The organism is Kitasatospora sp. NBC_01266 (genome assembly GCF_036242395.1).
In the GTDB taxonomy this organism is placed as follows: domain Bacteria; phylum Actinomycetota; class Actinomycetes; order Streptomycetales; family Streptomycetaceae; genus Kitasatospora.
This window is the reverse complement of sequence record NZ_CP108458.1, coordinates 5,348,829-5,372,180: the sequence shown is the minus strand read 5'-3', so window position 1 is coordinate 5,372,180 and position 23,352 is coordinate 5,348,829. Positions and strand designations below refer to the sequence as shown.

Annotated in this window: 27 protein-coding genes; 19 read left to right on the top strand and 8 right to left on the bottom strand. The window is 70.4% G+C overall.

Annotated elements, in window-relative coordinates; translation table 11 throughout:
- Nucleotides 1-9: 9 nt before the first annotated feature.
- The 3 genes from OG403_RS23520 to OG403_RS23510 form a co-directional block, all read right to left on the bottom strand.
- Entirely contained in the window at nucleotides 10-849 is an 840-nt protein-coding gene (locus OG403_RS23520) for a carbohydrate ABC transporter permease (protein ID WP_329567527.1), read from the bottom strand.
- Nucleotides 846-1,832, bottom strand: a complete 987-nt coding sequence (locus tag OG403_RS23515) for a carbohydrate ABC transporter permease (RefSeq protein ID WP_329567525.1) — start codon at nucleotides 1,830-1,832, stop codon at nucleotides 846-848. Before OG403_RS23515 ends, OG403_RS23520 begins: the two co-directional genes overlap by 4 nt.
- A 106-nt stretch (nucleotides 1,833-1,938) precedes the next feature.
- A complete protein-coding gene (locus tag OG403_RS23510) occupies nucleotides 1,939-3,195 on the bottom strand; it encodes an extracellular solute-binding protein (protein WP_329567523.1) in 1,257 nt (418 codons plus the stop codon).
- 331 nt (nucleotides 3,196-3,526) lie between these two features.
- Here OG403_RS23510 and OG403_RS23505 point away from each other — a divergent pair, with 331 nt between their 5' ends.
- From OG403_RS23505 to OG403_RS23495, 3 genes are all read left to right on the top strand, one after another.
- Nucleotides 3,527-4,339, top strand: coding sequence for a GntR family transcriptional regulator (locus tag OG403_RS23505; RefSeq protein ID WP_329567521.1), 813 nt, complete (start codon nucleotides 3,527-3,529; stop codon nucleotides 4,337-4,339).
- A 157-nt stretch (nucleotides 4,340-4,496) separates the two neighbouring features.
- Nucleotides 4,497-4,862, top strand: a complete 366-nt coding sequence (locus tag OG403_RS23500) for a hypothetical protein (protein WP_329567519.1) — start codon at nucleotides 4,497-4,499, stop codon at nucleotides 4,860-4,862.
- Nucleotides 4,834-5,271, top strand: a complete 438-nt coding sequence (locus OG403_RS23495; RefSeq protein ID WP_329567517.1) for a PIN domain-containing protein — start codon at nucleotides 4,834-4,836, stop codon at nucleotides 5,269-5,271. Before OG403_RS23500 ends, OG403_RS23495 begins: the two co-directional genes overlap by 29 nt.
- Nucleotides 5,272-5,353: 82 nt before the next feature.
- Here the strand turns inward: OG403_RS23495 and OG403_RS23490 are convergent, their stop codons facing one another.
- Both OG403_RS23490 and OG403_RS23485 read right to left on the bottom strand, forming a co-directional pair.
- A complete protein-coding gene (locus OG403_RS23490; protein WP_329567515.1) occupies nucleotides 5,354-5,557 on the bottom strand; it encodes a hypothetical protein in 204 nt (67 codons plus the stop codon).
- Between the two features lie 119 nt (nucleotides 5,558-5,676).
- The gene (locus OG403_RS23485; protein ID WP_329567513.1) at nucleotides 5,677-5,910 is read right to left on the bottom strand and encodes a hypothetical protein; all 234 of its coding nucleotides are present in this window, start codon (nucleotides 5,908-5,910) and stop codon (nucleotides 5,677-5,679) included.
- A 174-nt stretch (nucleotides 5,911-6,084) separates the two neighbouring features.
- Between OG403_RS23485 and OG403_RS23480 the strand changes: the two genes are divergently transcribed.
- From OG403_RS23480 to OG403_RS23460, 5 genes are all read left to right on the top strand, one after another.
- Entirely contained in the window at nucleotides 6,085-6,930 is an 846-nt protein-coding gene (locus tag OG403_RS23480; protein ID WP_329567511.1) for a helix-turn-helix domain-containing protein, read from the top strand.
- The gene (locus OG403_RS23475) at nucleotides 6,927-7,136 is read left to right on the top strand and encodes a DUF397 domain-containing protein (protein ID WP_329567509.1); all 210 of its coding nucleotides are present in this window, start codon (nucleotides 6,927-6,929) and stop codon (nucleotides 7,134-7,136) included. The genes OG403_RS23480 and OG403_RS23475 overlap by 4 nt, the downstream gene beginning before the upstream one ends.
- A gap of 39 nt (nucleotides 7,137-7,175) precedes the next feature.
- Entirely contained in the window at nucleotides 7,176-7,388 is a 213-nt protein-coding gene (locus OG403_RS23470) for a DUF397 domain-containing protein (RefSeq protein ID WP_329567507.1), read from the top strand.
- 69 nt (nucleotides 7,389-7,457) lie between these two features.
- A complete protein-coding gene (locus tag OG403_RS23465) occupies nucleotides 7,458-7,988 on the top strand; it encodes a DUF6879 family protein (protein ID WP_329567505.1) in 531 nt (176 codons plus the stop codon).
- 58 nt (nucleotides 7,989-8,046) lie between these two features.
- Nucleotides 8,047-8,658 carry a DUF4190 domain-containing protein gene (locus OG403_RS23460; RefSeq protein WP_329567501.1) on the top strand — a complete coding sequence of 204 codons (612 nt, stop codon included), beginning with the start codon at nucleotides 8,047-8,049 and terminating at the stop codon, nucleotides 8,656-8,658.
- A gap of 44 nt (nucleotides 8,659-8,702) precedes the next feature.
- Here the strand turns inward: OG403_RS23460 and OG403_RS23455 are convergent, their stop codons facing one another.
- Nucleotides 8,703-9,719 carry a carbon-nitrogen hydrolase family protein gene (locus OG403_RS23455; protein WP_329567499.1) on the bottom strand — a complete coding sequence of 339 codons (1,017 nt, stop codon included), beginning with the start codon at nucleotides 9,717-9,719 and terminating at the stop codon, nucleotides 8,703-8,705.
- A gap of 515 nt (nucleotides 9,720-10,234) precedes the next feature.
- Between OG403_RS23455 and OG403_RS23450 the strand changes: the two genes are divergently transcribed.
- The 9 genes from OG403_RS23450 to OG403_RS23410 all read left to right on the top strand — a co-directional run bounded on the left by OG403_RS23450 (nucleotide 10,235) and on the right by OG403_RS23410 (nucleotide 20,591).
- Complete coding sequence (locus tag OG403_RS23450; protein ID WP_329567497.1) at nucleotides 10,235-11,299, top strand: phytanoyl-CoA dioxygenase family protein; 1,065 nt, start codon at nucleotides 10,235-10,237, stop codon at nucleotides 11,297-11,299.
- Complete coding sequence (locus tag OG403_RS23445) at nucleotides 11,281-12,588, top strand: DUF6271 family protein (RefSeq protein ID WP_329567496.1); 1,308 nt, start codon at nucleotides 11,281-11,283, stop codon at nucleotides 12,586-12,588. The genes OG403_RS23450 and OG403_RS23445 overlap by 19 nt, the downstream gene beginning before the upstream one ends.
- Nucleotides 12,581-13,759 carry a type III PLP-dependent enzyme gene (locus OG403_RS23440; protein ID WP_329567493.1) on the top strand — a complete coding sequence of 393 codons (1,179 nt, stop codon included), beginning with the start codon at nucleotides 12,581-12,583 and terminating at the stop codon, nucleotides 13,757-13,759. Before OG403_RS23445 ends, OG403_RS23440 begins: the two co-directional genes overlap by 8 nt.
- Nucleotides 13,756-14,325 carry a GNAT family N-acetyltransferase gene (locus tag OG403_RS23435; RefSeq protein WP_329567490.1) on the top strand — a complete coding sequence of 190 codons (570 nt, stop codon included), beginning with the start codon at nucleotides 13,756-13,758 and terminating at the stop codon, nucleotides 14,323-14,325. Before OG403_RS23440 ends, OG403_RS23435 begins: the two co-directional genes overlap by 4 nt.
- A 5-nt stretch (nucleotides 14,326-14,330) precedes the next feature.
- Complete coding sequence (locus tag OG403_RS23430; protein WP_329567488.1) at nucleotides 14,331-15,536, top strand: MFS transporter; 1,206 nt, start codon at nucleotides 14,331-14,333, stop codon at nucleotides 15,534-15,536.
- Nucleotides 15,537-15,816: 280 nt separating this feature from the next.
- The gene (locus OG403_RS23425) at nucleotides 15,817-16,098 is read left to right on the top strand and encodes a DUF3311 domain-containing protein (protein WP_329567486.1); all 282 of its coding nucleotides are present in this window, start codon (nucleotides 15,817-15,819) and stop codon (nucleotides 16,096-16,098) included.
- Nucleotides 16,095-17,726, top strand: a complete 1,632-nt coding sequence (gene mctP / locus OG403_RS23420; RefSeq protein WP_329567484.1) for a monocarboxylate uptake permease MctP — start codon at nucleotides 16,095-16,097, stop codon at nucleotides 17,724-17,726. The genes OG403_RS23425 and mctP overlap by 4 nt, the downstream gene beginning before the upstream one ends.
- Before the next feature lie 163 nt (nucleotides 17,727-17,889).
- On the top strand, nucleotides 17,890-18,669 hold the full coding sequence (locus OG403_RS23415) for a histidine phosphatase family protein (protein ID WP_329567483.1): 780 nt from the start codon (nucleotides 17,890-17,892) through the stop codon (nucleotides 18,667-18,669).
- A 197-nt stretch (nucleotides 18,670-18,866) separates the two neighbouring features.
- Nucleotides 18,867-20,591 carry a ricin-type beta-trefoil lectin domain protein gene (locus OG403_RS23410; RefSeq protein WP_329567481.1) on the top strand — a complete coding sequence of 575 codons (1,725 nt, stop codon included), beginning with the start codon at nucleotides 18,867-18,869 and terminating at the stop codon, nucleotides 20,589-20,591.
- Nucleotides 20,592-20,710: 119 nt separating this feature from the next.
- Here OG403_RS23410 and OG403_RS23405 read toward each other — a convergent pair whose 3' ends face one another.
- The gene (locus OG403_RS23405) at nucleotides 20,711-21,445 is read right to left on the bottom strand and encodes a TetR/AcrR family transcriptional regulator (RefSeq protein WP_329567479.1); all 735 of its coding nucleotides are present in this window, start codon (nucleotides 21,443-21,445) and stop codon (nucleotides 20,711-20,713) included.
- A 60-nt stretch (nucleotides 21,446-21,505) separates the two neighbouring features.
- A complete protein-coding gene (locus OG403_RS23400; protein ID WP_329567477.1) occupies nucleotides 21,506-22,462 on the bottom strand; it encodes a helix-turn-helix domain-containing protein in 957 nt (318 codons plus the stop codon).
- A gap of 94 nt (nucleotides 22,463-22,556) precedes the next feature.
- Between OG403_RS23400 and OG403_RS23395 the strand changes: the two genes are divergently transcribed.
- Both OG403_RS23395 and OG403_RS23390 read left to right on the top strand, forming a co-directional pair.
- Nucleotides 22,557-22,853: a hypothetical protein gene (locus tag OG403_RS23395; protein WP_329567475.1), complete on the top strand. Its 297-nt coding sequence runs from the start codon at nucleotides 22,557-22,559 to the stop codon at nucleotides 22,851-22,853.
- Nucleotides 22,796-23,308: a GNAT family N-acetyltransferase gene (locus tag OG403_RS23390; RefSeq protein ID WP_329567473.1), complete on the top strand. Its 513-nt coding sequence runs from the start codon at nucleotides 22,796-22,798 to the stop codon at nucleotides 23,306-23,308. The genes OG403_RS23395 and OG403_RS23390 overlap by 58 nt, the downstream gene beginning before the upstream one ends.
- The last annotated feature ends 44 nt before the right edge of the window (nucleotides 23,309-23,352 follow it).

Here is a 23,352-nt window from a genome sequence, read left to right as displayed (position 1 = left end):
GGCGGTCGGTCAGCCCTTCACTGCGCCGGCGGTCAGACCACCGACAGCCTTGCGTTGGAGGATGAGGAAGACGAGCAGGATCGGGATGGCGAACAGGGTGGAAGCGGCCATGGTGGCCCCCCAGTCGTTGCCGAAGACGGTCTGGAACTCGGTCAGCCAGAGCGGCAGGGTCTGCGAGGTGCCGGGCCCGGTCGACTTGTTGAGGATCAGGATGAGCGGCAGCTCGTTCCACGCGGTGATGAAGCCGAACAGCGAGGTGGCCATCAGGCCCGGGGCCAGCAGCGGGAAGACCACCCGGATGAAGGCCTGGGCCCGGGTGCAACCGTCCACCATCGCCGACTCCTCCAACTCCTTGGGCACGGCGGCCATGAAGCCGCGCAGCGTCCAGATCGTGAAGGGCAGCACCATCATGGTGTAGAAGAGCAGCAGCGGGACCAGGCTGTTGAGCATCCCCTGGTCGCGGACGATCAGGTAGATCGAGATCGTCATGACCTCCCAGGGCGCCATCTGGGCCATCATGATCACCAGCACGAAGCCCTTGCGTCCGCGGAACTTCATCCGGGAGATCGCGAACGAGGCCAGGGTGGCGATCACCAGCGAGGCGAGCACCGCGCCGATGGTGGCGACCAGGCTGTTGCCGGTCATCTCCCAGAACTGCGCGGCGCCGGTGGCCTTGGAGAAGTGCTCCAGGGTGCCGTCGAGCGGCAGGAAGACCGGGGTCTTGCTGATGATGTCGGAGTTCTGCTTGAACGCCGTGGTCACCATCCAGTAGACCGGGAAGGCGAAGAAGGCGAAGAGGACGACCGCGACGATGTTGGGCCAGCTGCGTCCGATGAGCGAGCGCCTCACAGCTCGTCCTCCTGCTTCAGAATGATCCGGAAGTAGTACGACATCAGCACCGCCAGCATCAGCATGGTCAGTACGGCGATCGCCGCGCCCTCGCCGTAGTGCGAGTTGCCGCTGCCCTCGATGTAGGCGTAGACGGGCAGCGTCTCGGTGAGCCGCTGCGGGCCGCCCTGGTTGAGGGCGAAGACCTGGGTGAAGGACTTGAACACCCAGATGACCTCGAGGAAGGTCGTGCCGAGGAAGAACGGCTTCAGGCTGGGGTAGACCACCTTGGTGAAGATCTTGACCGAGCCGGCGCCGTCCAGCTTGGCGGCCTCGTAGAGCTCGTTCGGGATGGTGGTCAGCGCCGCGTACATGTTGAAGGCGACGAACGGGATCGAGCCCCAGACGATCAGCAGCACGATCACGAAGAAGGTGGAGAGCTGGGTGCTGAACCAGTCGTAGTTGGCCATGCTGTGCCAACCCAGCTCGTTCAGGCACCAGTTGACCACGCCGTACTGCTGGTCGAAGAGCCAGGTGAAGACGGTGGTCTGGGCCACGATCGGCATCGCCCAGGCGAGCACCAGGCCGATCTGCAGGAAGAGCCGCATCTTCGAGCCGAGCCGGTTCAGCAGCAGGCCGACCAGGGTGCCGCCGACCATGATCAGCGCCACGTTGACGGCGGTGAAGGCGATCGAGCGGCCGGTGGTGTGCCAGAACTCGGCGCTGGTGAGCAGCTGCCTGTAGTTGTCGAAGCCGTTCCACTCGGTCAGGTGCAGGACCAGCTGACGGCGGTTCAGGTTCTGGAACGAGAGCAGCACGGTCTTGAGCAGCGGCCAGCCCAGCAGCGCCAGGGTGGCCACGGTGGCCGGCAACAGCAGCAGGTACGGCATGGCCCGGCTCAGCAGGCTCGGACCGGCGGCCGGTCTGCCGGCACTCTTCAGGGTGTCGCCCGTCCCCGATCCACGCGGGGTCCGCGCCCGCACCGGTTCCGACTGAACAGCCATCGATCTCTCTTCCTCACGCCCGGCCCGACTGAGTGGCCACAGAACAGGGGTACGGCGCCGCCCACCGCCTCCGTCAGGAGAGCCGGTGAGCGACGCCGCTCGCGAACTACTGCTTCTGGTTCAGCAGGCTGGTGATCTGGGTGTCGTACTGCTTGGCGGCCGTGTCGTAGTCCGCGCCCTGCAGGACCGCGGTCATGAACTCCTTGATCGGAGCCGGCGGGTTCTCGACGGTCGACCAGTTCGGCAGGTTCGGCGTGGTGGCGCCGACGGCCGCACCCTTCAGCGCCGCCTGCGCGAACGGGGTGTTGGCCAGCGAGTCCAGCGAGGTCTTGTTCGGGATCAGACCGGCGGAGGCCATCATGCCCTCGTACTTGTCCGAGAGGGCGATCTTGAGCAGGCCCTTGGCCAGGGTGGGGTTCTTGGTGTCCGCGGCGGCGGCCAGGTTCGAGCCACCGAGGAAGACGCCGGAGGGCTTGTCGGCGGTCTGGCCGGGGATCGGGAAGTAGCCCACGTTGTCGGCCGGCATGTCCTTGGGCGCCGGGGCCTCCCAGCCGAGGCCGATCATCGAGGCGATGGTGCCCTGCGGGAACAGGGTGGACTGCGCCGGGGTGGCCTCGTCCTTGTCCTTCGGCGCCGTCGAGTAGCTCTGCAGCTTCTGGTAGGTCGCGAAGGCCGCCTTGGCCTCGGGCGACTCCAGGTTGCCGACCCACTGGCTGCCGTTCTGCTTGGCGATCGTGCCGCCGTCGCCGGCGATCAGGCCGAAGTAGGTGTACCACTCCTGGCCGGGCAGGTAGATCGGGTTGGCGACGCCGGAGGCCTTGAGCTTGTCCAGGTCGCCGTAGAACTCGTCCAGCGTGGTGGGCGGGGCGGCGATGCCGGCCTTGGTCCACAGCGCCTTGTTGTAGATGACCACGCGGTTGGAGAAGTACCACGGCGCGGCGTACTGCTTGCCCTCGAACACCGAGGAGGCGTTCAGGTTGGCCGGCCAGTCGTTGCCGCCCAGGTCGGCCTTGTCCGAGGTGAGGTCCATCAGACCGCCGGTGGAGGCGTAACCCGAGGTCTGGGTGTTGCCGACCTCCAGCACGTCCACCGAGCCGTCGGAGAGCGCGGTGTTGACCTTCTGGCCGATGCCGTCCCACGGCTGGATCTGGATGTTCAGCTTCGCACCCGGGTACTGCGCCTCGAAGTCGGCCTTGACCCCGTCCTGCCAGGCCTGCGGGGCCGAGCCGGACATGAGCCACATGGTGACGGTCTTGCCCTTGTAGCTGCCCGCGTCGTCCGACGACTTGCTGGACGAGCCGCAGGCCGCGACGCCGACGACCATTGCCGCGACGCCGACCGCCGCGATGAGCTGACGCTTCACGCCATCCTCCTGAGGGATGCCCGGGTGCCCCCCATCGGTGGCCGGCGACATATCCCGCATAACGGGAGGGAGTGATGCCGCGAACCCTGAGATGGTCTGGGGATTCATGAGTTGGCCTGCAGTGGTGTAGACCAGATGCCTGGAGCTTGGCCTAGACCAATGGAGGTGTCAACGGGCGGACATGCAAACGCAACGAGCCGTTATCAAGCCGACACCGCTCATCGTTCATCGCGTGATGCGCTCCCCGTCGCCCAGGCATACGTGCAACGATGTGTGCCGTTAACGAGGTAGTGGGGCCGGAGCGGTCCCGCGAGGAGTGGAGAAGCGGCCAATGAGCAGCGACGGGGGCACCACGGCCCAGCTTCGGCCGGACGAGCCCAAGGCGGGCGAGCCGGACACCCAGGCCCCGACGACGGCCGGCGACGCCCAGGCGGCGCGCGTGCCCAAGTACTACGGACTGAAGCGACACCTGCTCCAGCTCACCGAGACCCAGCCGGCCGGCACTCCCGTCCCCCCGGAGCGCGCGCTGGCCGCGCAGTTCGACACCTCGCGCACCACCGTCCGCCAGGCGCTGCAGGAGCTGGTGGTCGAGGGCCGGCTAGAGCGCATCCAGGGCAAGGGCACCTTCGTCGCCAAGCCCAAGGTCGCCCAGGCCCTCCAGCTGACCTCCTACACCGAGGACATGCGCGCCCAGGGCCTGGAGCCCACCTCCCGGCTGATCGAGGTCGGCTACATCACCGCCGACGACCACCTCGCCCCGCTGCTCGACATCAAGCCCGGCAGCCGCGTGCTGCGGATCGAGCGCCTGCGGCTGGCCAACGGCGACCCGATGGCGATCGAGGTGGCCCACCTCTCCGCGAAGCGCTTCCCGGCACTGCGCCGCAACCTGGTCAAGCACAACTCGCTCTACGCGGCGCTGCGCGAGGTGTACGGCGTGGTGGTGGCCGAGGCCGAGGAGACCATCGAGACCACCCTGGCCAACCCGCGCGAGGCGGGGCTGCTGGGCTCCGACCTCGGGCTGCCGATGCTGCAGCTGTCGCGGCACTCGTTCGACGCCGAGGGGGCGCCGGTGGAGTGGGTGCGGTCGATCTATCGCGGGGACCGGTACAAGTTCATCACGCGGCTGCAGCGGCCGAGCAGCTGAGGCAGTCGGCCGGGAGCGGTCGGACGTGACGCGAGAGCCACTGTCGCCCAAGCCGGGCAGCAGTGGCAGGCTCGGCGCTACTGTGAGTTCACGGCCCCTTTTGCGGGCTGCCTGCCGGGGAAGCGCCCCGGACCGAGCGCACACAGAGGAGCATCCCATGCTCGCTGAGATCCGTACCGCCGGCGAGGGTGCTCCCACGACCACCCACGATCTCGGGGCCGACCAGGTGGAGATCGCGCTGATCGTCGGTCCGGACCTGCTGGAGACGCTGGACCACCTCTCCGGGGACCAGGACACGGCACAGTACGTCGCCGAGTTGGTGGCGGACGCCATCAGGAAAGCGACGCTGGCGAAGATCACTGAGGAGTACAAGGCCGCGTACGGTACCCCGACCGATGAAGAGGAGCGGGAGTACGACGCGATGTTCCAGCGAGCCACTCAACTCGGCGTAGGCTCGTCCCCTGACCGAGCGCAGCTCGAAGGGGACTCCGAACATGGCCGCGAAAAAGGCCACGCAGCTTGACGCTTCATCAGCCGGAACGCTGTTCCTCGACAGCCAAGGCGTGAGCCTGCTCGTCACCACCGGGCAGGAGGGACGAGATGTGCAGCTGCTCGTCGCGCAAGCCCAGGCTCGCGGACAGCTGGTCGCCACCGCCGGTGTCGTCCTGGTGGAGGCGCACCGCCCCGGCGGCAAGGCGTCAACGGCCCGCTGGAAGCTTGCCGGTGTCAAGGTGATCGACACCGACCCGGAGATCATCAACGAGGCCAGGGCTCTGGCCGACAGGACCGGGATACACGGCACGAAGTACACGATCGACGCGATCATTGCGGCCACTGCCAAGATCCGCTGTCCCCGGCCGGTCACCTTGGTGACGACCGACGACGATATGAAGGCATTCGCCGAAGACTTCGCCGAGATCAGGGAGGTCTGAGCAGGGCACGCCGCCTTTGCTCATCCGGCGATGACGCGATCCTGATCCGGGTCGCCGAGCCGGTGGGGCGGGTGCCCGTGGGTCACGAGGGCCGGGTGCGCGCGTGGCGGGGGCAGGCGCACTCCGGCCACTGGTCGAAGAGGCGGGACCGGAAGAAGCCGGGCTCGCCCCGGACCGTGTGCTTGGGCGTGATGGTGACGCGCTTGCCGGTGGCCGTGATGCGGTAGACGTGGAGGGTCATCCGGCTGCCGGTGGTGCGCTTGCTCTTGCTCTTGTCGGTGCTCACGGGGGCTTCAGTTCCTTTCGCACAGGGGGCAGCTCGGCCAGCCGAGGGGGCAGGGGCGGGCGCTCTGTGTCGTGCTCTTTGTCTTCTTCTTGTTCAGCAGGCGCGGGCGAGGGCTGCGGTCAGCCACCGGACTCGATTCCCTTGCGCATCACGTCGGTGAGCTTGCCGACCACGTCCGGGCGGGCCGCGCCGAGGTCGATCAGGAAGTAGCCGGTCGCCTCCCCCATCCGCCAGTTGACCCCGACGCTGGGGAGCACGATGCCCGCGAGCGCGAGGGTGGCGAGGAACTCGTCCAGGGCGTCGGCGGCTTCCTGGCGGGCACCACGGAGTTGGCGGGTGAGTGGCGAGGGCATGGGGTGGGGTCCCGTTCTGGAGTGCGCAGTGCTCAGTGCTCAGTGCGACTGCGCGGTGACTGTGTGATTCCAGCATCGGCACGTGGGCATATTCTCGCCAGGGGTGACATGTTGACGGATCTGACGGACCGTTGACGGTTGCGCTGAACCCCCTTGGCACGAAAGGGAAACACGATGGCGGGTCGAAAGAATGAGCTGGATCCGAGCGAGTCGCCCGGAAGTCTGTTCGGTGGAATGCTGCGCCACTACCGGGAGTTGCGGGAGATGTCGCAGCCTCAGCTGGCGTCGCGGATTCCATGCGACGACAGCCTGGTGAGCCGGATCGAGAGTGGGACGCGGGCGCCGAAGGACGGGTTCGCGGCGCGGTGTGACGAGATCCTGCTGACGGGCGGGGCGCTGACGGTCCTGATGCCGTTCGTCAAGCGACGGTTGGCCCAGACGTTCCGCGAGGGGTTCATGGACTACGTGGACGACGAGGCCAGGGCCATCGAACTGAGAAACTTCGAGACCTCATGTATCCCAGGACTGCTCCAGACCCCTGCCTATGCCCGCGCGATGCTCTCCACCGGGGCTCTCCTCCTCGATGACGCCCCGGACACGACGGAGGAGGCAATCGCCGTACGACTTGACCGGCAACGAATCCTCACCGCCGAGACACCGACCTTTGCATTCTTTGTCATTGACGAAAGCGCACTCCTGCGACCGGTCGGTGGCCGAGAGGTGATGCGCGAGCAGCTGGATCACCTGCTTGCAGTCGCCGAGTTTCCCAACATCGCCCTTCAGGTGGCACCAATGTCGTTGGGTGAGCGATCTCCAATGTGGCAATCACTCCACCTTCTGAACCTTCCTGACGGATCAGTGGTCGGATACAGCGAGTCTCTGCACGAGGGCTCGCTGGTGCGCGATCACGCGAAGGTTGCTCTCTGGCAGCGTCAGTATGCTCTCCTGCAGATCGCAGCCCTCTCGCAGGATGCGTCCCTGGACCTGATCCGCACAGCCAGACAGGACATGTACTCATGAGCAACGACCTGGACCTCGCCCGGTGGCGCAAGTCGAGCCACAGCGACAACCACGGGGCCTGCATCGAGGTGGCCGACGGTCAGTTCACCGGCCTCACCCCCGTCCGCGACTCCAAGGACCCGTCCGGCCCCGCGCTCGTCTTCCCCACCACGTCCTTCGCCACCTTCATCGCGAACCTGAAAGACGGATTCCTCAACACTCATTGAGGCAACACCACACACCAACTCCCGAGAGGACCTCTACTCATGCGCAACGGACTGCCCAATGCCCGGTGGCGCAAGTCGAGTTACACCGGCAACAACGGTGGCGCCTGCGTCGAGGTGGCCGACGGTCAGTTCACCGGCCTCACCCCCGTCCGCGACTCCAAGGACCCGTCCGGCCCGGCCCTCACCTTCCCCACCACGTCCTTCGCCACCTTCGTCACGGGCCTGAAGACCGGCACCATCGCCCCCTCCTGAGCCCCTCGTGCGCCCCTTGACGGTGCGTCAGCCCCGGGAGATCGTGACCGCAAAAACGGGAGGATGGCGATGACGCACCACGTACCGGACTTCACCACGCTGCTGAGGGGCGCGCGGAGCACTGCGGTGCATCTGGAGATGCGCGACAGCTACGCGGTCTCCGGCGAGGCCGAGGAGTTCGAGGAGTTCAAACGCTCCGGCAAGGTGAACGAGGACCCCGAGTCCGAGCGCTGGGCGGCCTGGGTCCCCCTCGTCCAGGAGGCGGTGGGCCGGGGTGTGGTGCTGCGCCGCGCTCGGATCGTCTCCGAGCCGGTGACGGACTACGTCCGCTGGGAGCACGCGGTCACCTCCGTCAACCTCGCCGCCGGCGAACTGGTGCGCTGGCTGCCGAGGAGCCGTACGTCCGCAATCGCCCTGCCGGGCAACGACTTCTGGCTGATCGACGACCGCCTGGTGCTCTTCCGCTGGTTCACCGGCGACGGCACCTGGGCCGGCCACACCTTCACCGGCGACCGCGCCGCCGTACGGCTCTGCTCCTCGGCCTTCGAGGCGGTCTGGGAACGGGGCATCCCGCACGAGAAGTACCGCATGGCGACGTGATCCACTAAGTTCTCGCTTCGCTGTGTCACAGCGGTGTGCGAACAAGGGGGAAGCGTTGATGAGCCAGCAGGGTTCTGCCACGGTGCGCGAGGCGGCGGTCGGCACTGCCGCCGCCAGCAGTCCGCCCTGGGGGACCAACCGCTTCGCCCGCTGGGCGCGCACCTGCGGGCTGCTGGCACTGGTGCCGTTCGCCCTGGTCTTCGGGGTGATCGCGCTGGTGCAGGTGCGGCGCAGCGGGCAGCGCGGCAAGGGCGCGGCGATCACCGGCCTGATCGCCGCGCTGGTGTGGCCCATGGTGATCTACGACGTGGTCGACATGTTCAGCGACCACGTCCAGCGGGACCCGGGCGGCGGGGTCTCCGCGATCCAGGTGACCAGCGTGTTCGACCTGCGGCCGGGTGACTGCTTCACGGTGCAGTCCAGGGACGCCGGCGGCGGGATCCAGTGGGTCGTTCTGGTCCCCTGCGCCCAGAACCATGACGGCAGGGTGTACGCGACACCCGTGCTGGCCTTCAACGAGTCCCTCACCGCCGAGGACGCCGCCAAGGCGGCCTGCACCCAGGCCCTGCCGGCCGCCACCCCCGCCGGTGTCTCGATGGGCTACCTCTACCCGGACGAGCTCGACTTCTCCGAGGGACACGGCCAGGCGTCCTGCTACACGAGTTCCTGACCGGCAGCGGTCGCCCTCCTCGCCACCGACCCCGCCCCGCCGCGCTAGAAGGCCGCCGTGCGGTCCTCGCTGCGCGGGTCGGCCACCCGGTGCCCGGCGTGGGCGCCCGCGCGGGCTGCGCGGCGCCAGGGGCGGGCGTGGGTCACCGCTTCGGCGGCGGCCTCGGCGGCGTCGTCCAGGTCGACCACCGCCAGCGAGGGTGAACCGTCCACGGGGCAGCGCGAGAGCCAGTCGCCGTTGGGGGCGATGACTCCGGCGGGCGCGGTGGCGCTGTGCTGGGTCGGGACCGAGAAGCTGAGCCAGTAGCTGTTGGCGGCGGCGTGGCCCTGGGCCTGGGCGGCGGCGTTGCCCGGGGAGACGCCGGTGGTGGAGAGGAGGACGCAGTCGACGTCCAGTCGCTCGTACTCGGCGAACAGCTCCGGGTAGTGGATCTCCATGCCGAGCAGGCAGCCGAAGCGCACCCCGTCGACGTCGAAGGTGACCGGCGAGCTGCCCGGCGAGTACAGGTAGGAGACCTTCGTCTTCGACAGCAGGCGCTCGTCGTACCGCGTGACGACCTCGCCCCGGTCGGAGATGACGTAGAGGCTGTTGTGCGGGCGGTGCGGCTCGGTCAAGCGGTGTGCCGAGGCGATCACCGTCCACAGCCGCAGCTCGCGGGCCAGCTCCGCGATCGAGGCCAACTCGGCCTGCAGCACCGGCCACTGGCACCGGTCCCAGTCCGCCGGGCCGACCGCGTCCGGGCCGTCGACGGACATGACGCGCTTGTGCGGCGCGCAGATCGCGCCTTCGGGGAAGTGCACGATCCGCGCGCCGCTCGCGCCGGCTTCGCGCATCAGCGCGCGGACCTGGCGGCCGCTCCCGCGCAGGGCGGCGGCGTCTCGGGGGTCCTCGCGGACGGGGGTCTGCGCTACGGCGAGCCGCACGCTCCCGGGGGTCCTGGCGTCCGGCACCAGGTCTCCGGCCGGAGTCGGCCGGAAGTGGCGCAGGGCGGAGGTGTAGGACTCGCCGGTCTTGGCGGCGCGGGCGCGCACCTGGCGCTTGAAGTTCCTGTGGGCTGTCATCGCGGCCTTCCACGCCTGAGCGATCGTTCCCCGGCAACCTCGCCCGAGGCGATCGGGCTGCAACAGCGACCTGAGACGCTAGTCCCTTTGCCTCCGCTGGGAGACCGTGCCGGGGACGGTCGGGGGAGGTTCGGCGTAGGCCACGCAGTCCGTCATCATGCCGCCGCCCATGGGCTCCGTCAACCTCCCTCGACCTCCGTCGAGCCGGCGCGTCGCGGATGGTTACCCGCCGGTTCCGCCATCGCGTAACCCTGCGATCACCCAATTGGTCTGGACCACGAACTGACGCCCGGTTAGGGTTCTTAACAGATGCCCCACCTTAAACGGGGCTTCATCACCTCCCATTGGATCGACCACCCCAAGATGCCTGTTGACATGGCAAGTTGGTCTAGCCCAATGTTGAAGTAACGGAAGTTTGCCGAGGTGAGAGCCCCATGGCTGGGGCCGTGCCCGGAACAGACCGGTCTGCCCTCCCCCTCAGCCACAGCACACTTTTCGAGCTCTGGAGTGACCGCATGCCGACGCCCGACCCCAGATACCTGCACCGCGCCGCCTCCTCGACCCCCTACTTCAGCGCGGACACCGAGGCGTACCTCGCGCAGACCCCGCTGCGGGACATCGAGAAGTCGCGGCCGCTGCGGGTGCTCTCCGAGGCGGACTTCGCGCACTGGCAGACGTACGGCTACGTCGTCGTCAAGGAGGCGATCCCCGCTGCCTCGGCACGGCGGCTGCTCGACTTCGCCTGGGAGTTCCAGGGGCTCGACCCCGAGCGGCCGGACACCTGGTACCAGGAGCGGGAGTACCGGGACGACCTGGACCGGGAGTTGCACATCTACGGGTTCGTCGAGGCGTACCACCACCAGCTGATCTGGGACAGCCGCCAGTCGCAGCGCGTCTATGACGCGTTCGTCGACGTGTGGGACTGCGAGGAGCTGTGGGTGACGCTGGACCGGCTCAACCTGAACCCGCCCAACGTCAGGAACCGCGACCGGGCGCTGATCGCCCCCACCGACACGGGCTTCGACATCGAGCTGCACTGGGACGTGGACACCACGCTCGGCGTGCTGCCGCAGCGGGTGCAGGGGATCATCGCGCTGAACGACACCCGGCCCGACCACGGCGGGTTCCAGTGCGACCCGGAGCTGTTCCGCCGGTTCGAGGAGTGGAGGCTGGGGCAGCCGACCGACCGGGACCCGATCCGGCCGGCCGTCGACCGCGACGAGTTCCCCATCGTGCGACCGGAGTTGAAGGCCGGCGACCTGCTGATCTGGAACGGCCTGCTGGCGCACGGAGTGGCCCGCAACACCTCGGCGGGCGGGGTGCGTTCGGTGCAGTACCTGTCGATGATGCCCGCCCTGGAGGAGGCCGAGGAGCTGCGCCGTTCCCGGGTCGAGTCCTGGCGCGAGGTCAGCACGCCGACCTGGAACCGGACCCTGGTCGGCGACGCGGTGAAGCACGAGTCGCTGCGGTACGGCGCCGCCACGCTGAACGAGCTCGGCGAGAAGCTGCTGGGGCTGCGCTCCTGGCACGGCGAGCAGGTCGAGGTCGAGGGAGGCCGGGAATGCGCCGAATCTGCCTGACCCTGCCCACCAACCGGGCCTGCGCCGCGACGATTTCGGCGATCCGCGAGGAAGCACGCTACGCCGCCGAGCAGTTCGGCGTCGAGGTGCACCTGCTGATCCTGGACTCCTCCGATCGGCCCACCTTCGCCGAGCACGCCGAACTGGTCGGCGCGGCGCGGCCGGTGCCGAACGTGGTGCTACACCACCTGGACGAGGACACCCAGCGGGACTTCCTGCAGCGGGTGATCAAGGAGGCCCAGGTCGCCGAGCCCGAGCTGCTGCTCGACCTGATGCTGCCGGCCGGTGTCTCCTACGGTGCCTGCACCAACCGGGCGTTCCTGATCGGCAGCGCGCTCGGCTGCGAGTCGGTCCACCGCCGCGACTCGGACAGCGACTACCAAGTACTGGACGGCGAGCCGGTCTTCCCGATCCACCACGAGCTGCGCTCGCTCGGCAGGCGCGCGATCGACGCGGTCGACGGCGTGAGCGAGAACGCCCTCGACCCGGCGCACGCGCACAAGCCGGTAGTGCTGGTGGGCAGTTCCTTCGTGGGTGAGCTGTCGGTGGACATCAGCGAGATCCGCGAGCTGGACCGCGAGGTCTACCACGACGTGGTCAGCCTCTGGGCCCCGGCCGACTGGTCGGCGCGGCAGAAGCGGGACCTGGTCGAGGAGTCCTTCACCGGCGCCGGCACCGACCCGTTCGTCGCGGACCACTCGACGCTGGCCATCGTCGACCCGATGCGGCTGGACATGTGCAACATCAGCTTCCAGCAGGTGCACGAGCGGGTGCCGCTGCCGCCGGCCACCGACACGATCGGCAGCGACTACTTCCTGATGCACCTGGTGCAGGACGCCAAGCTGCCCGGGGTGCTGCACAACCGCCACATCGTGAACTTCTACACCGGGGAGCGGCGCACCGACGAAGGCTTCCTGGCCTACCAGTTGCGGTTCGCCAAGTTCTTCCTGTCGATGCTCTACTTCAACTTCTGCTACGACCGGATGGCGGCGGCCGGCGAGTCGCTGCTGGACGAGCGGCAGCAGGTGCGCGCCGACGCGGTCGCCGGGATCGTCCGGCGCAGTGCCGACCTGGACCAGGCGGAGAACGTGCGGCGGCTGGAGAGCCTGGCGGCCTCCTACCGGAAGCTGGGCGGCAGGTACGCCACGTTCGCCGACCAGCTCGCCGACCGGCACGACCAGTTGCTCGAAGAGGCGCGGCTGGACATCGAGAACTTCGCGCTGCTGATCGACGCGTGGGAAGCGCTGGTGCGAGCCGGCAAGAGACTCGGACCCCTCACTCATGCCTGAGAACGCCCGGCTGCGCGCCGCCCTGGCCGCCGCCACCGAGGACCAGCTCGTCTACGACCTCGCCGGAATCGAGCGGGGGTACGCCACCCTGCTGCGCGAACTGCCCGGCGTGGCCGTCCGGTTCGCCATGAAGGCGTGTCCGGTGGACGAGGTGCTCGCCACCCTGGCGGCGGCGGGGTCCGGCTTCGACGCGGCGAGTCCGGGCGAGATCGCCCAGGCCCTCGGCACCGGCGTACCGGTCGAGCGGATCCACTACGGCAACACCATCAAGTCCGACCGGAACATCGCCGAGGCCTACCGCCTCGGGGTCCGCGACTTCGCCACCGACAGCCTGGCGGATGTCGCCGCGATCGCCGAACACGCGCCCGGCGCAAGGGTGTTCTGCCGACTGGCGACCAGCGGGGACGGCGCGCTCTGGGGGCTGAGCCAGAAGTTCGGCTGCTCGGCGAAGGACGCCGTCCAGGTGCTGGAGGCGGCCCGCGCGAGCGGGCTGCGGCCGGCGGGCCTGTCCGTCCATGTCGGCTCGCAGCAGATGACGGCCGACGCCTGGCGGGAGACCTTCGAGCTGCTCGCCGACGTACTGGTGACGCTGAACCGGCGCGGGATCCCGCTGGACCACATCAACCTCGGCGGCGGGCTGCCCGCCGCCGGCTACCTCGACAAGCGCGGAGTGCCGCTCGACCCGCCGATGGACAAGATCTTCACGGCGATCCGCGAGGGCATGCAGCAGCTGCGCGCGGCCTCGCCGGCCCCGCTGGACTTCCTGATGGAGCCGGGGCGCTACCTGGTCGCCGACCACGGCGCGATCCGGGCCCATGTGTACCGGCTCTCGGTGCGCCGGCAGCTCAGCGGGGAGCGCCAGTTCTGGCTCTATCTGAGCTGCGGGAAATTCAACGGGCTGTTCGAGATGGACCAGCTGCAGTACCGGCTGGAATTCCCGTCGCACCCGAACGAGGAATACGTGCCGGCCGTCGTGGCGGGTCCCACCTGCGACAGCGACGACGCCTACTTCCATGACGGGAATCTCGTCCAGGTGCCCCGCGCGGCGGCCTCCGGGGATCCGGTCTGGATATTCTCCTGCGGCGCCTATGCGACCAGTTACATGACCCAGGGATTCAACGGATTCAGTCCGCTGCCCTGTTCCTGGACGGCAGCGGAGCGGCGGCGATGACCGAGGACGTGCGCCTGCGGCGGATATCCGACGGCGACTGGGACGGCATCGTCGCGCTGGAGGCCGGCACCTACGGCGACAGCGAACTGTCGGAGGACCGCGCCGCGCTGGAGTCCAGGGGCCGGGTCTCGCCGGACACCTGCTTCGTGCTGGCGCGCGGGCGGCAGGTGGTCGGCTATGCGCTGGCCCTGCCCTACCCGCCCTTCCGGTATCCGGACCTGTCCCGGCCGGAGGTGACCGCCTGCCACTCGCGCAACCTGCACCTGCACGATCTCGTCGTCGCCGAGAAGCTGCGCGGCCGGGGGCTGGCGAAGAGACTGCTGGGCCGGCTCACCGCGACGGCCGGCCGCAGGAGTTATGAACGGATCTCGCTGGTCGCCGTGGGCGGCGCCGACACCTTCTGGTCGGCGAACGGATTCCACCCGCACACCGAGGTCGCCCTTCCCCGGAGTTACGGATCGGACGCGGTGTACATGTCCCGGGCGGTGCCCGCGGATATGCCCGAGCAGACAGGGCCCGCCAACGATCCGCTGCCCGGATCACCCCCGGAAGACGAAGTAGGCTGATTCACATGTTCCGCGTCCGCGATCCATTCCGCCGGACCCAGCTGGCGATTGCCGCGTTGTTCTGCTTTCTCGGATTCCAGTACGGCAGCTGGGCGTCGCGGATTCCCACGATCAAAGCGCAGCTGGACCTGAGCGCGGCAGAGGTGGGCCTGCTGCTGATGGCCACCGGCGTGGGCGCGGCGGCCTCCTTCCCGCTGGTGGCCCTGCTGATGAAGCGGCTGGGCTCGCGGCGCCTGGCGTTCCTCGCGGCGCTCTGCCTGGGCGTGATCCTGCTCGCGATGGCCGAGTTGCCGAACTACCCGGTCGCACTGCTGGTGATGTGCTGCGACGGCGTCGCTGTCGGGGCCCTGAACGTGGCGATGAACGCGCAGGGTGCCGCGCTGGAGGTCCGGTACCAGCGCACCGCGATGGCCAAGCTGCACGCGACGTTCAGCGCCGGGTCGCTCGGCGCCGCGCTGCTCGCCTCCGCGATGAACGCGTTCACCTCGACCCTGGCGGCGCACTTCGCGGTGGCGGCCGTCCTGTTGCTGCTGCTGATCGCCTACGCCCGCCCCGCGCTGCTGACCGAGGATCAGCAGGGCGAGCCCGCCGGGGCGAAGGAGCCGAAGACCCGGCGTAGTTGGAGCCTGCCCGCGCGGGTGACGCTCTGGATGGGGTGCGCGATGGCCTTCGGCACGGTGACCGAGGGCGCCATGAACGACTGGTCGGCGCTCTATCTGAAGAGCGTCGCCCACGCGGCCTCGGCGCTGGCCCCGATGGGCATCGCGGTGGTCTCGGTGATGATGGTGCTGGCCCGCCTGTTCGCCGACAACTGGCGCGAGCGCTGGGGCGACGGGCGGATCGTGCGGGCCGGCAGCGCACTGGCCGGTGCGGGCCTGGCGCTCGCCCTGCTGGCCGGCGGCCTGGCGCCGGCCCTGCTCGGGTTCGCCTGCGTCGGTCTCGGCGTCGCGGCCGTGACGCCGTGCGTGTACGTGGCCGCCGCGCGGCAGGGCTCCGACGCGCTGGCGCTGGTCGCCGCGATGGGCACGGTCGGGCTGCTGGCCGGACCGGCGGTGATCGGGTTCATCGCGAACGCCGGCGGGCTGGTCTGGGGCATGGGCGCGGTGGCCGCCTCGGCGATCGTGGTCTCGCTGTGCGCCGCCCGGATCCGCTGGCCGGACCGGGCGGCCGAGGAGCCGGCACCGGTGGTGGCCGCGGTGGTCGAGGCCTGAGGCCCCGGGATTCGGTCAGCACTTCTTGACCGCCCGTCAACGACTCTTGACCGGCCATCAGCCTCTCGAGAGCCGATCGGCCGCCGGTCGACCGGACGCAGTCACGGTTCGGCCGGTCCACTCACCGAGATCGCGCGTTTTGTCCAGTGACACGGAGGTGTCAGGTGCCCTACATTCCGGGTCAAGCCGATCACCATGGGCGCTGCTCGGCGGACGCACCGGCCGCGGGTCGGCGTGCTGCGGCGCCGCTGGGGATCCCTGCCTGTGCCGGAGTCGCCCCATGTCCACCGAACCTGACGCTCCGTCGGCGCCCCCGGGGCAGCTGCCGGTCGTCACCCCCGCCCGTGTGCTGGCCGGGATCAGCCTGGCCGTCCCGGTCGTCGCGCTGCTCTGGGTCTCGTCGTACGCGTCCCTCACGCCGAGGGTCGGCGGCATCCCGTTCTTCTACTGGTACCAGATCCTCTGGATCCCGGTCTCGGCGCTCTTCACCGGCGCCGCCTACCTGCTGCTGAACCACGACGCGAGGCAGCGCAAGGCCGCCCGAGGAGGTGCCGCGCGATGAACCACGGCGTGAACACGGTCGCCCTGCTGGTGTTCGTCCTCTTCTTCCTGCTGGTCACCGTGCTGGGCTTCCTGGCCGCGCGCTGGCGACGCACCGGCAGCGCGCTACACCTGGACGAGTGGGGCCTGGGCGGCCGCAGCTTCGGGACCTGGATCACCTGGTTCCTGCTGGGCGGCGACCTCTACACCGCGTACACCTTCATCGCGGTGCCGGCGGCGATCTACGGCGCCGGGGCCTCGGGCTTCTTCGCGGTGCCGTACACGATCATCGCCTACCCGCTGGTCTTCCTCTTCCTGCCCCGGCTCTGGTCGGTCGCCCGGGTGCACGGGTACGTCACCCCGGCCGACTTCGTGCGCGGGCGGTACGGCTCGCGGGCACTGTCGCTGGCCGTGGCGCTGACCGGGATCCTGGCCACCATGCCGTACATCGCCCTGCAACTGGTCGGCATCCAGGCGGTGCTGGACACCCTGGGGGTGGGCGGCGGAGCGAACGCCAACTGGTTCGTCAAGGACCTGCCGCTCTTCCTGGCCTTCGCGGTGCTGGCCGCCTACACCTACTCCTCGGGGCTGCGGGCACCCGCGCTGATCGCCTTCGTCAAGGACATCCTGGTCTACATCGTGATCATCGTCGCGGTGATCTACCTGCCGATGCGGCTGGGCGGCTACGGACACATCTTCGACGCGGCGGCGAAGAAGATGAGCACCGTCAATCCGGCCACCAAGCAGCCGGTCGGGTCGATGGTCACCGGGCCGAAGGCGCAGTGGGCGTACGCGACGCTGGCGCTCGGCTCGGCGCTCGCGCTCTTCATGTACCCGCACACCGTCACCGGCGTGCTGGCCGCCAAGTCGCGCACCACCGTGCGCCGCAACATGGCCATCCTGCCCGCGTACTCGCTGATGCTCGGGCTGCTCGCGCTGCTCGGCTTCCTGGCCATCGCAGCCGGGGTGGGCAAGGGCGTCAAGGGCTACAACCCGCAGCTGGCGGTGCCGCAGCTGTTCGCCGGGCTGTTCCCGGACTGGTTCACCGGCGTGGCCTTCGCGGCGATCGGGATCGGCGCGCTGGTACCGGCCGCGATCATGTCGATCGCGGCGGCCAACCTGTTCACCCGCAACATCTACAAGGAGTTCCTGCGCCCCGAGGCCACCCCCGAGCAGGAGACCAAGGTCGCCAAGCTGGTCTCGCTGCTGGTCAAGGTCGGCGCGCTGGTCTTCGTGCTCGGGATGGACAAGCAGCTGGCGATCAACCTCCAGCTGCTGGGCGGGATCTGGATCCTGCAGACCTTCGTCGCGGTGGTCGCCGGACTCTTCACCCGCTGGTTCCACCGCTGGGCGCTGCTGGCCGGCTGGCTGGTCGGCATGGTCTACGGGACCTGGAAGGCGTACGGGATCGCCTCCCCCGCCACCAAGCACTTCGGCGGCAGCAGCGCGACGATCCCCGGGATCGGCGAGATCGGCTACATCGGGCTGACCGCCTTCGTGCTCAACGTGCTGGTCTCGGTGGTGCTGACCCTGGTGTTCAAGGCGGCGAAGACGCCCGACGGCGTGGACGAGACCGCCGCGGCGGACTACAGCGCGGAGGAGGGCGACCCCGAGCTTGCCGGTGCGCCCCAGCCGGTCGCGGCGCATTAAGCGCCCCGTTGCGCGCCCTGTGATCGCGCCGCCGCCTCCCTCAACACTGAGGGGGTGGCGGCGCGATCATATGTATGGACAACTGGTGGTAGCCGCCTGCCGCACCCGCCGTACCCCAGACCGGCCACCGACAGGCCACAGACACCAACGGGGAGCAACCGCCATGCCAGAGCTGAGCAGCATCCTCAACGGCCACCAACGGCAGGACACCCCCGCGACCGGCCCGGCGACCGGTGCCCCGGCAGCCGGCCCGCCGCTGCCGTCCGTCCTGATCGCCACCCGGCACGGCGAGAGCACCGCCAACGTGGAGTTCCAGCTCGCCGAGGCCACCGGCGCGCTGGAGGTGCCGATCACCTGCCGCGACGCCGACATCCCGCTCTCCATGCACGGGCAGTCCCAGGCGCAGGCGTTCGGCCGCTGGTGGGCCGAACTGCCCGGCGCCGACCGGCCGCGCTCGGTCTGGTGCTCCCCGTACCTGCGCACCGCCGAGACCGCGCGGATCGCGGTCGCCCAGGCGGCCGGGCTCGGCGCGGTGCCGGTGGGGCTGCCGGTGCGCTACGACGAGCGGCTGCGGGACCGGGAGTTGGGCATCCTGGAGATGCTCACGGCGGCGGCGATCGAGAAGCGGCACCCCGAGGAGGCGGCCCGGCGGCGCAAGATGGGCGAGCTGTACTACCGGCCGCCGGGCGGTGAGAGCTGGTCGGACGTGGCGCTGCGGGTGCGCGACTGCCTGCGCGACCTGTGCGCCGAGGAGGCCGGGCACCCGGTGCTGCTGGTGGCGCACGACACCGTGGTGCTGATGCTCTGCTACGTCCTGGACCGGCTCGCCGAGCAGCGGCTGCCGGAGCTCGCGCCGGTGCGCAACTGCTCGGCCAGCGTGTGGCGTTCGGCGGGCGGGCGGCTGCGGCCCGAGCTGTGGAACGCGACCGGGCACCTCGGGTAGCGGGGGACGAGGACGGCCGGAGACGGCGGCACCCGGGCACGAGGGCGGCCGGCGCGCAGGGCGGTGCGCGAAAGAACGGCGCTCAACCGGGCGAGAGTGCGCAATCATGCGCGTTTTGACGGCTCTATTGACACGAATGAGCGTCACGGCTGCACTGGTTGCGCACTTCCCCTGCCCCATGCCCGGAAGGAGCCACCATGCCCTCGGCACGTCGTGCCCTCGGCCAGCTGGTCACCGCCTGCGCCCTGCTCGCCCTCCCCCTGGCCGGCGCCGCCGCCCCCGCCTCGGCCGCCACCACCCCGGCTCCCGCCGCTCCCGCAGCCGCCGCTCCCGTACCCGGCGCTGCCGCCGCCGTCCTGGCCGCCACCCCGCCGATGGGCTGGAACGACTGGGCGCACTACCAGTGCGGGATCGACGAATCGACCATCACCGCGAACGCCGACGCCCTGGTGAGCAGCGGCCTGGCCGCCAAGGGCTACACCACCGTGACGGTGGACGACTGCTGGATGGCGAGCAGCCGCGACGCCGACGGCAACCTGGTCGCGGATCCGACCAAGTTCCCGCACGGCATGGCCTGGCTGGGCAGCTACCTGCACAGCCGGGGCCTGAAGTTCGGCATCTACGAGGACGCCGGCTCGGCCACCTGCGGCGGCTACCCCGGCAGCGGGCTGCCGCAGGGCGGCGGCACCGACCACTTCGCGCAGGACGCCGCGACCTTCGCCTCCTGGGGCGTGGACTACCTCAAACTGGACGGCTGCAACCTGTGGACCGCCCCCGGCCAGACCCAGGAGCAGGCCTACCACCAGGCCTACGACGCCGAGGCGGCCGCGCTGCGCGGCAGCGGGCGGGCGATCACCTTCTCGGAGTCGGCGCCCGCCTACTTCCAGAGCGGCGAGTGGGGCAACCCGAGCTGGTTCTCGGTGCTCGGCTGGGTCGGCCAGGACGGCCAGCTCTGGCGCGAGGGCTATGACATCGCCACCTTCGACGCGAGCAACCCGACCGCCTCGCGGTGGAGTTCGGTGCTCTCCAACTACGGCTACAACCGCTGGATCGGCCGCTACGCCAAGCCCGGCAACTGGAACGATCCGGACTTCCTGATCGCCGGCGACGGCGGCCTGACCGACGACGAATCGCGCAGCCAGATCGCGCTCTGGTCGATGATGGCCGCGCCGATGATCCTCTCCTCGGACGTCGCCAACCTCTCCCCCGCCGCGCTGAGCGCGCTCGGCAACACCGACCTGGTCGCGATCGACCAGGACAGCGCCGGCAAGCAGGCGGCCGTGGTCTCCACCAACGGCAGCACCGACGTACTGGCCCGTCCGCTGGCGAACGGCGACCGCGCGGTGGCCGTGCTCAACCGCACCGGCAGCGCCAGCTCGATCAGCACCACGCTGGCCTCGATCGGCCTGCCCGGTTGCACGGTGAGCGCCAAGGACCTGTGGACCGGCGCGAGTTCGACCGTCTCCTCGACGCTGACCGCCACCGTCCCCGCGCACGGCACGGCGATCTGGCGGCTCACCCCGCAGGGCTGCGCGGCTCCGGTGCCCACCGGCCAGCTGACCGGCAACGGCGCCAAGTGCGCTGACGACTCCGGCAGTTCGACGGTGGACGGCAACCCGGTGATCCTCTACTCCTGCACCGGCAACGCCAACCAGCGCTGGACGCTGAACAGCGACGGGACCATCGGCACGCTCGGCAAGTGCCTGACCGAGTCCGGCACTTCGGCCGGCTCCTGGGTGACGCTGAGCAGCTGCGGCGCGGGCGGCCAGCAGTGGACCGCGCAGCCGGACGGCACGCTGGTGGCCGCCGACTCCGGGCTCTGCCTGGACGTCTACGGCGGCGGTACGGCGGACGGCAGCCAGCTGGACGTCTGGACCTGCGGCGACCATCAGGCGAACCAGGCCTGGTCGCTGCCGGTCTGACGACTGCTCAGAGAAGCTCCGAGCAGCTCCGAGCAGCTCGAGTCCGCCGGGCATCGCTGCTGCCACCCGCGCCCGGGGCGGGTGGCGGCGGCGGTGCCCGGCTCGTTCGGTCCGCCTGTTCAGCCGCGCTCGGCGGGCGGGGCCTCCGGTAGGCCCAGGAGATCGGCCAACTGCTCGACCGCACAGGCGAAGAAGGCGTCGGCCGACTCCACCGCGCCGTCCAGGTTCCCCGCGAGCTCGAACCCGACCATGCCGCACAGCTGCGCCCAGGCGACGAGCGCCCGGGCCACCACCGGCTGCGGCAGCTCCGGCGCGTACTGGCCGACCAGCTGGGCCAGCCGCGCGGAGAGCAGCGGGGATGGCGACCGGGGGGACGGACGCGCCGGCCCCTGAGCGGGTCGGGCGGCGCTGCCGCGGAGCAGGCCGAGCAGCGCGAGCGGGATCCGGGCGGCCGGCCCGACGGTCTCCTCGGCGGCCCGGTAGCCGGGGACCGGAGTGCCGTAGAGCAACGCGTACTCGTGCGGCCGCGCCCTGGCCCAGTCGCGCACCGCCGCGCAGAGCACCCGCCAGCGCACCCGGGCGCCACCAGCGCCGGGCACCACCGCCACCGCGCGCTCCACCGTCTCGGCCAGCATGGTGTGGGCGTCCACGATCAGCGCGGTCAGCAGGTCGTCACGGCTCGGGAAGTACCGGTACAGCGCGGAGGAGGCCATGCCCAACTCCCGCGCCACCGCCCGCAGCGAGAGCCGCTGGGCGCCGTCGCGAGCCAGCTGGCGCCGCGCCTCCCGCTTGATCTCCTCGGTGAGTTCCGCCCTCGCCCGCTCCCGGGCTCCCCGAATCGCCGCCGCTGCCATGCGGCCCAGCCTGCCACAGCCGCGGGCCCACCGGCCCGGCCCCGCGCGCCCCGGACAGCCTCAGCCCACCCGCTCGCCGCCGAACGCCCGCCGGTAGGCCTGCGGCGTGGTGCCCACCAGCCGCCCGAAGTGGTGGCGCAGCGCCGCCGCGTTGCCGAAGCCGACCTGGGCCGCCACCGCCTCCACCGGCTCGCCGGTCTCCTCCAGCAGCCGCCGCGCGAGCAGCACCCGCTGCCCGATCAGCCAGCGCAGCGGCGTGCTCCCGGTCTCCTGCCGGAACCGCCGCGCGAAGGTGCGCGGCGCCATGTGCGCGCGGGCGGCCAGTGCGTCCACCGTCCAGTCGCGCTCCAACTCCTGGCGCATCCAGTCGAGCACCGAGCCGAAGGAGGTGCACTCGACACTGGCCAGCGGCCGGGTGACGTACTGCGCCTGCCCGCCCTCGCGGTGCGGGGCGACCACCATCCGCCGGGCGATGCCGCGCGCCACCTCGACGCCCTGCACCTTGCGCACCAGGTGGAGGCAGGCGTCGATGCCCGCCGCGGTGCCGGCCGCGGTGATCACCGGGTCCTCGTCCACGTAGAGCACCTCCGGCTCGACCCGGGTGAGCGGGAACCGCTCGGCCAGCTCGGTCGCCTGCCGCCAGTGCGTGGTGCAGCGCCGCCCGTCCAGCAGCCCGGCCGCGCCGAGCAGGAAGGTGCCGCTGCAGATCGACAGCACCCGGGCGCCGCGCTCGACCGCCGCGCGCAACGCCTCGATCAGCACCGGCGGATAGCTCTCCCGGATCCCGGTGGCCGCCAGGACCACCAGGTCGGCCTCGGCCAGCCGCTCGGCGCCGTGCGGCACGTTCACGCTGAATCCGGCATGGGTGCGCAGCTCACCCGGGCGGTCCGAGGCGAGCGCGAAGTCGTAGACCGGCAGCTCCTGCTCGCTCCGGTCCAGCCCGAAGACCTCGCAGGCCACCCCGAGTTCGAAGGGGTGCACCTCCTCCAGCACCACGGCGACGACGTTCTTCAGCATGCCCGCCAGCCTACCGGGCCTGGTGGCAGTAATTCGATGGAGAGTGTCATTACTGCCACTCGTACCGATTCGAACCACTTGCCAGGCTGAAGGCATGACCTCCTCCACCCTGGCAACCGCGATCGCCGTGGTCGGCCTGGTCGGCGGCTTCGGCCTGCTCGGACTGCTGCTCCGCCGCGACCCCGACCTCCCCGACGGCCCGGCCACCGCCGCCACCACCCCCCGGCCGCAACCACGGCCGAATCCCCGGCCCCAGCCGCTCCCGGCCAACCCGGACCGGCTGCGCGGCACCCTTCCTGCCGCCTCCGACCTGCGCCTTGGCACACTGGTTCGATGGACCTCCTCATCCGCACCGCGACCGCGGCAGATCTCGACCCCGCGGGCGCGGTGACCGTCGAAGCCTTCGTCGGCGATGGCCACACCCACTCCGACTCCCCCTACGTCTCGCTGCTGGCCGACGCCGCCCGCCGCGCCGCCGAGGCCGAACTGCTGGTCGCCGTCGACCCCGCCGACCTCTCGACCGGCCCCACCGGCCGGGTCCTCGGCTGCGTCACCTTCGCCGTCGGCGGCACCGAGTGGGCCGACATCGCCACCCCCTCGGAGGGCGAGATCCGGATGCTGGCCGCCTCCGCCGCCGCCCGAGGTCGCGGCGTGGGCGAGGCCCTGGTCCGCGCCTGCGTCCAGCGCAGCCGCGACCTCGGCCTGACCGGCATGGCCTTCTCCACCCGCCCGGGCATGAAGGCCGCGCACCGCATATACGAGCGGGTCGGCTTCCGCCGGGCCCCGGAACGGGACTGGTGCCCGCGCCCGGAGATCGAGCTGTGGGTCTACGCGATGTCCCTGTGACCGCTGCCGCGCCGCCAACTCCCCGCTCCGGCAGGGACCCCGTG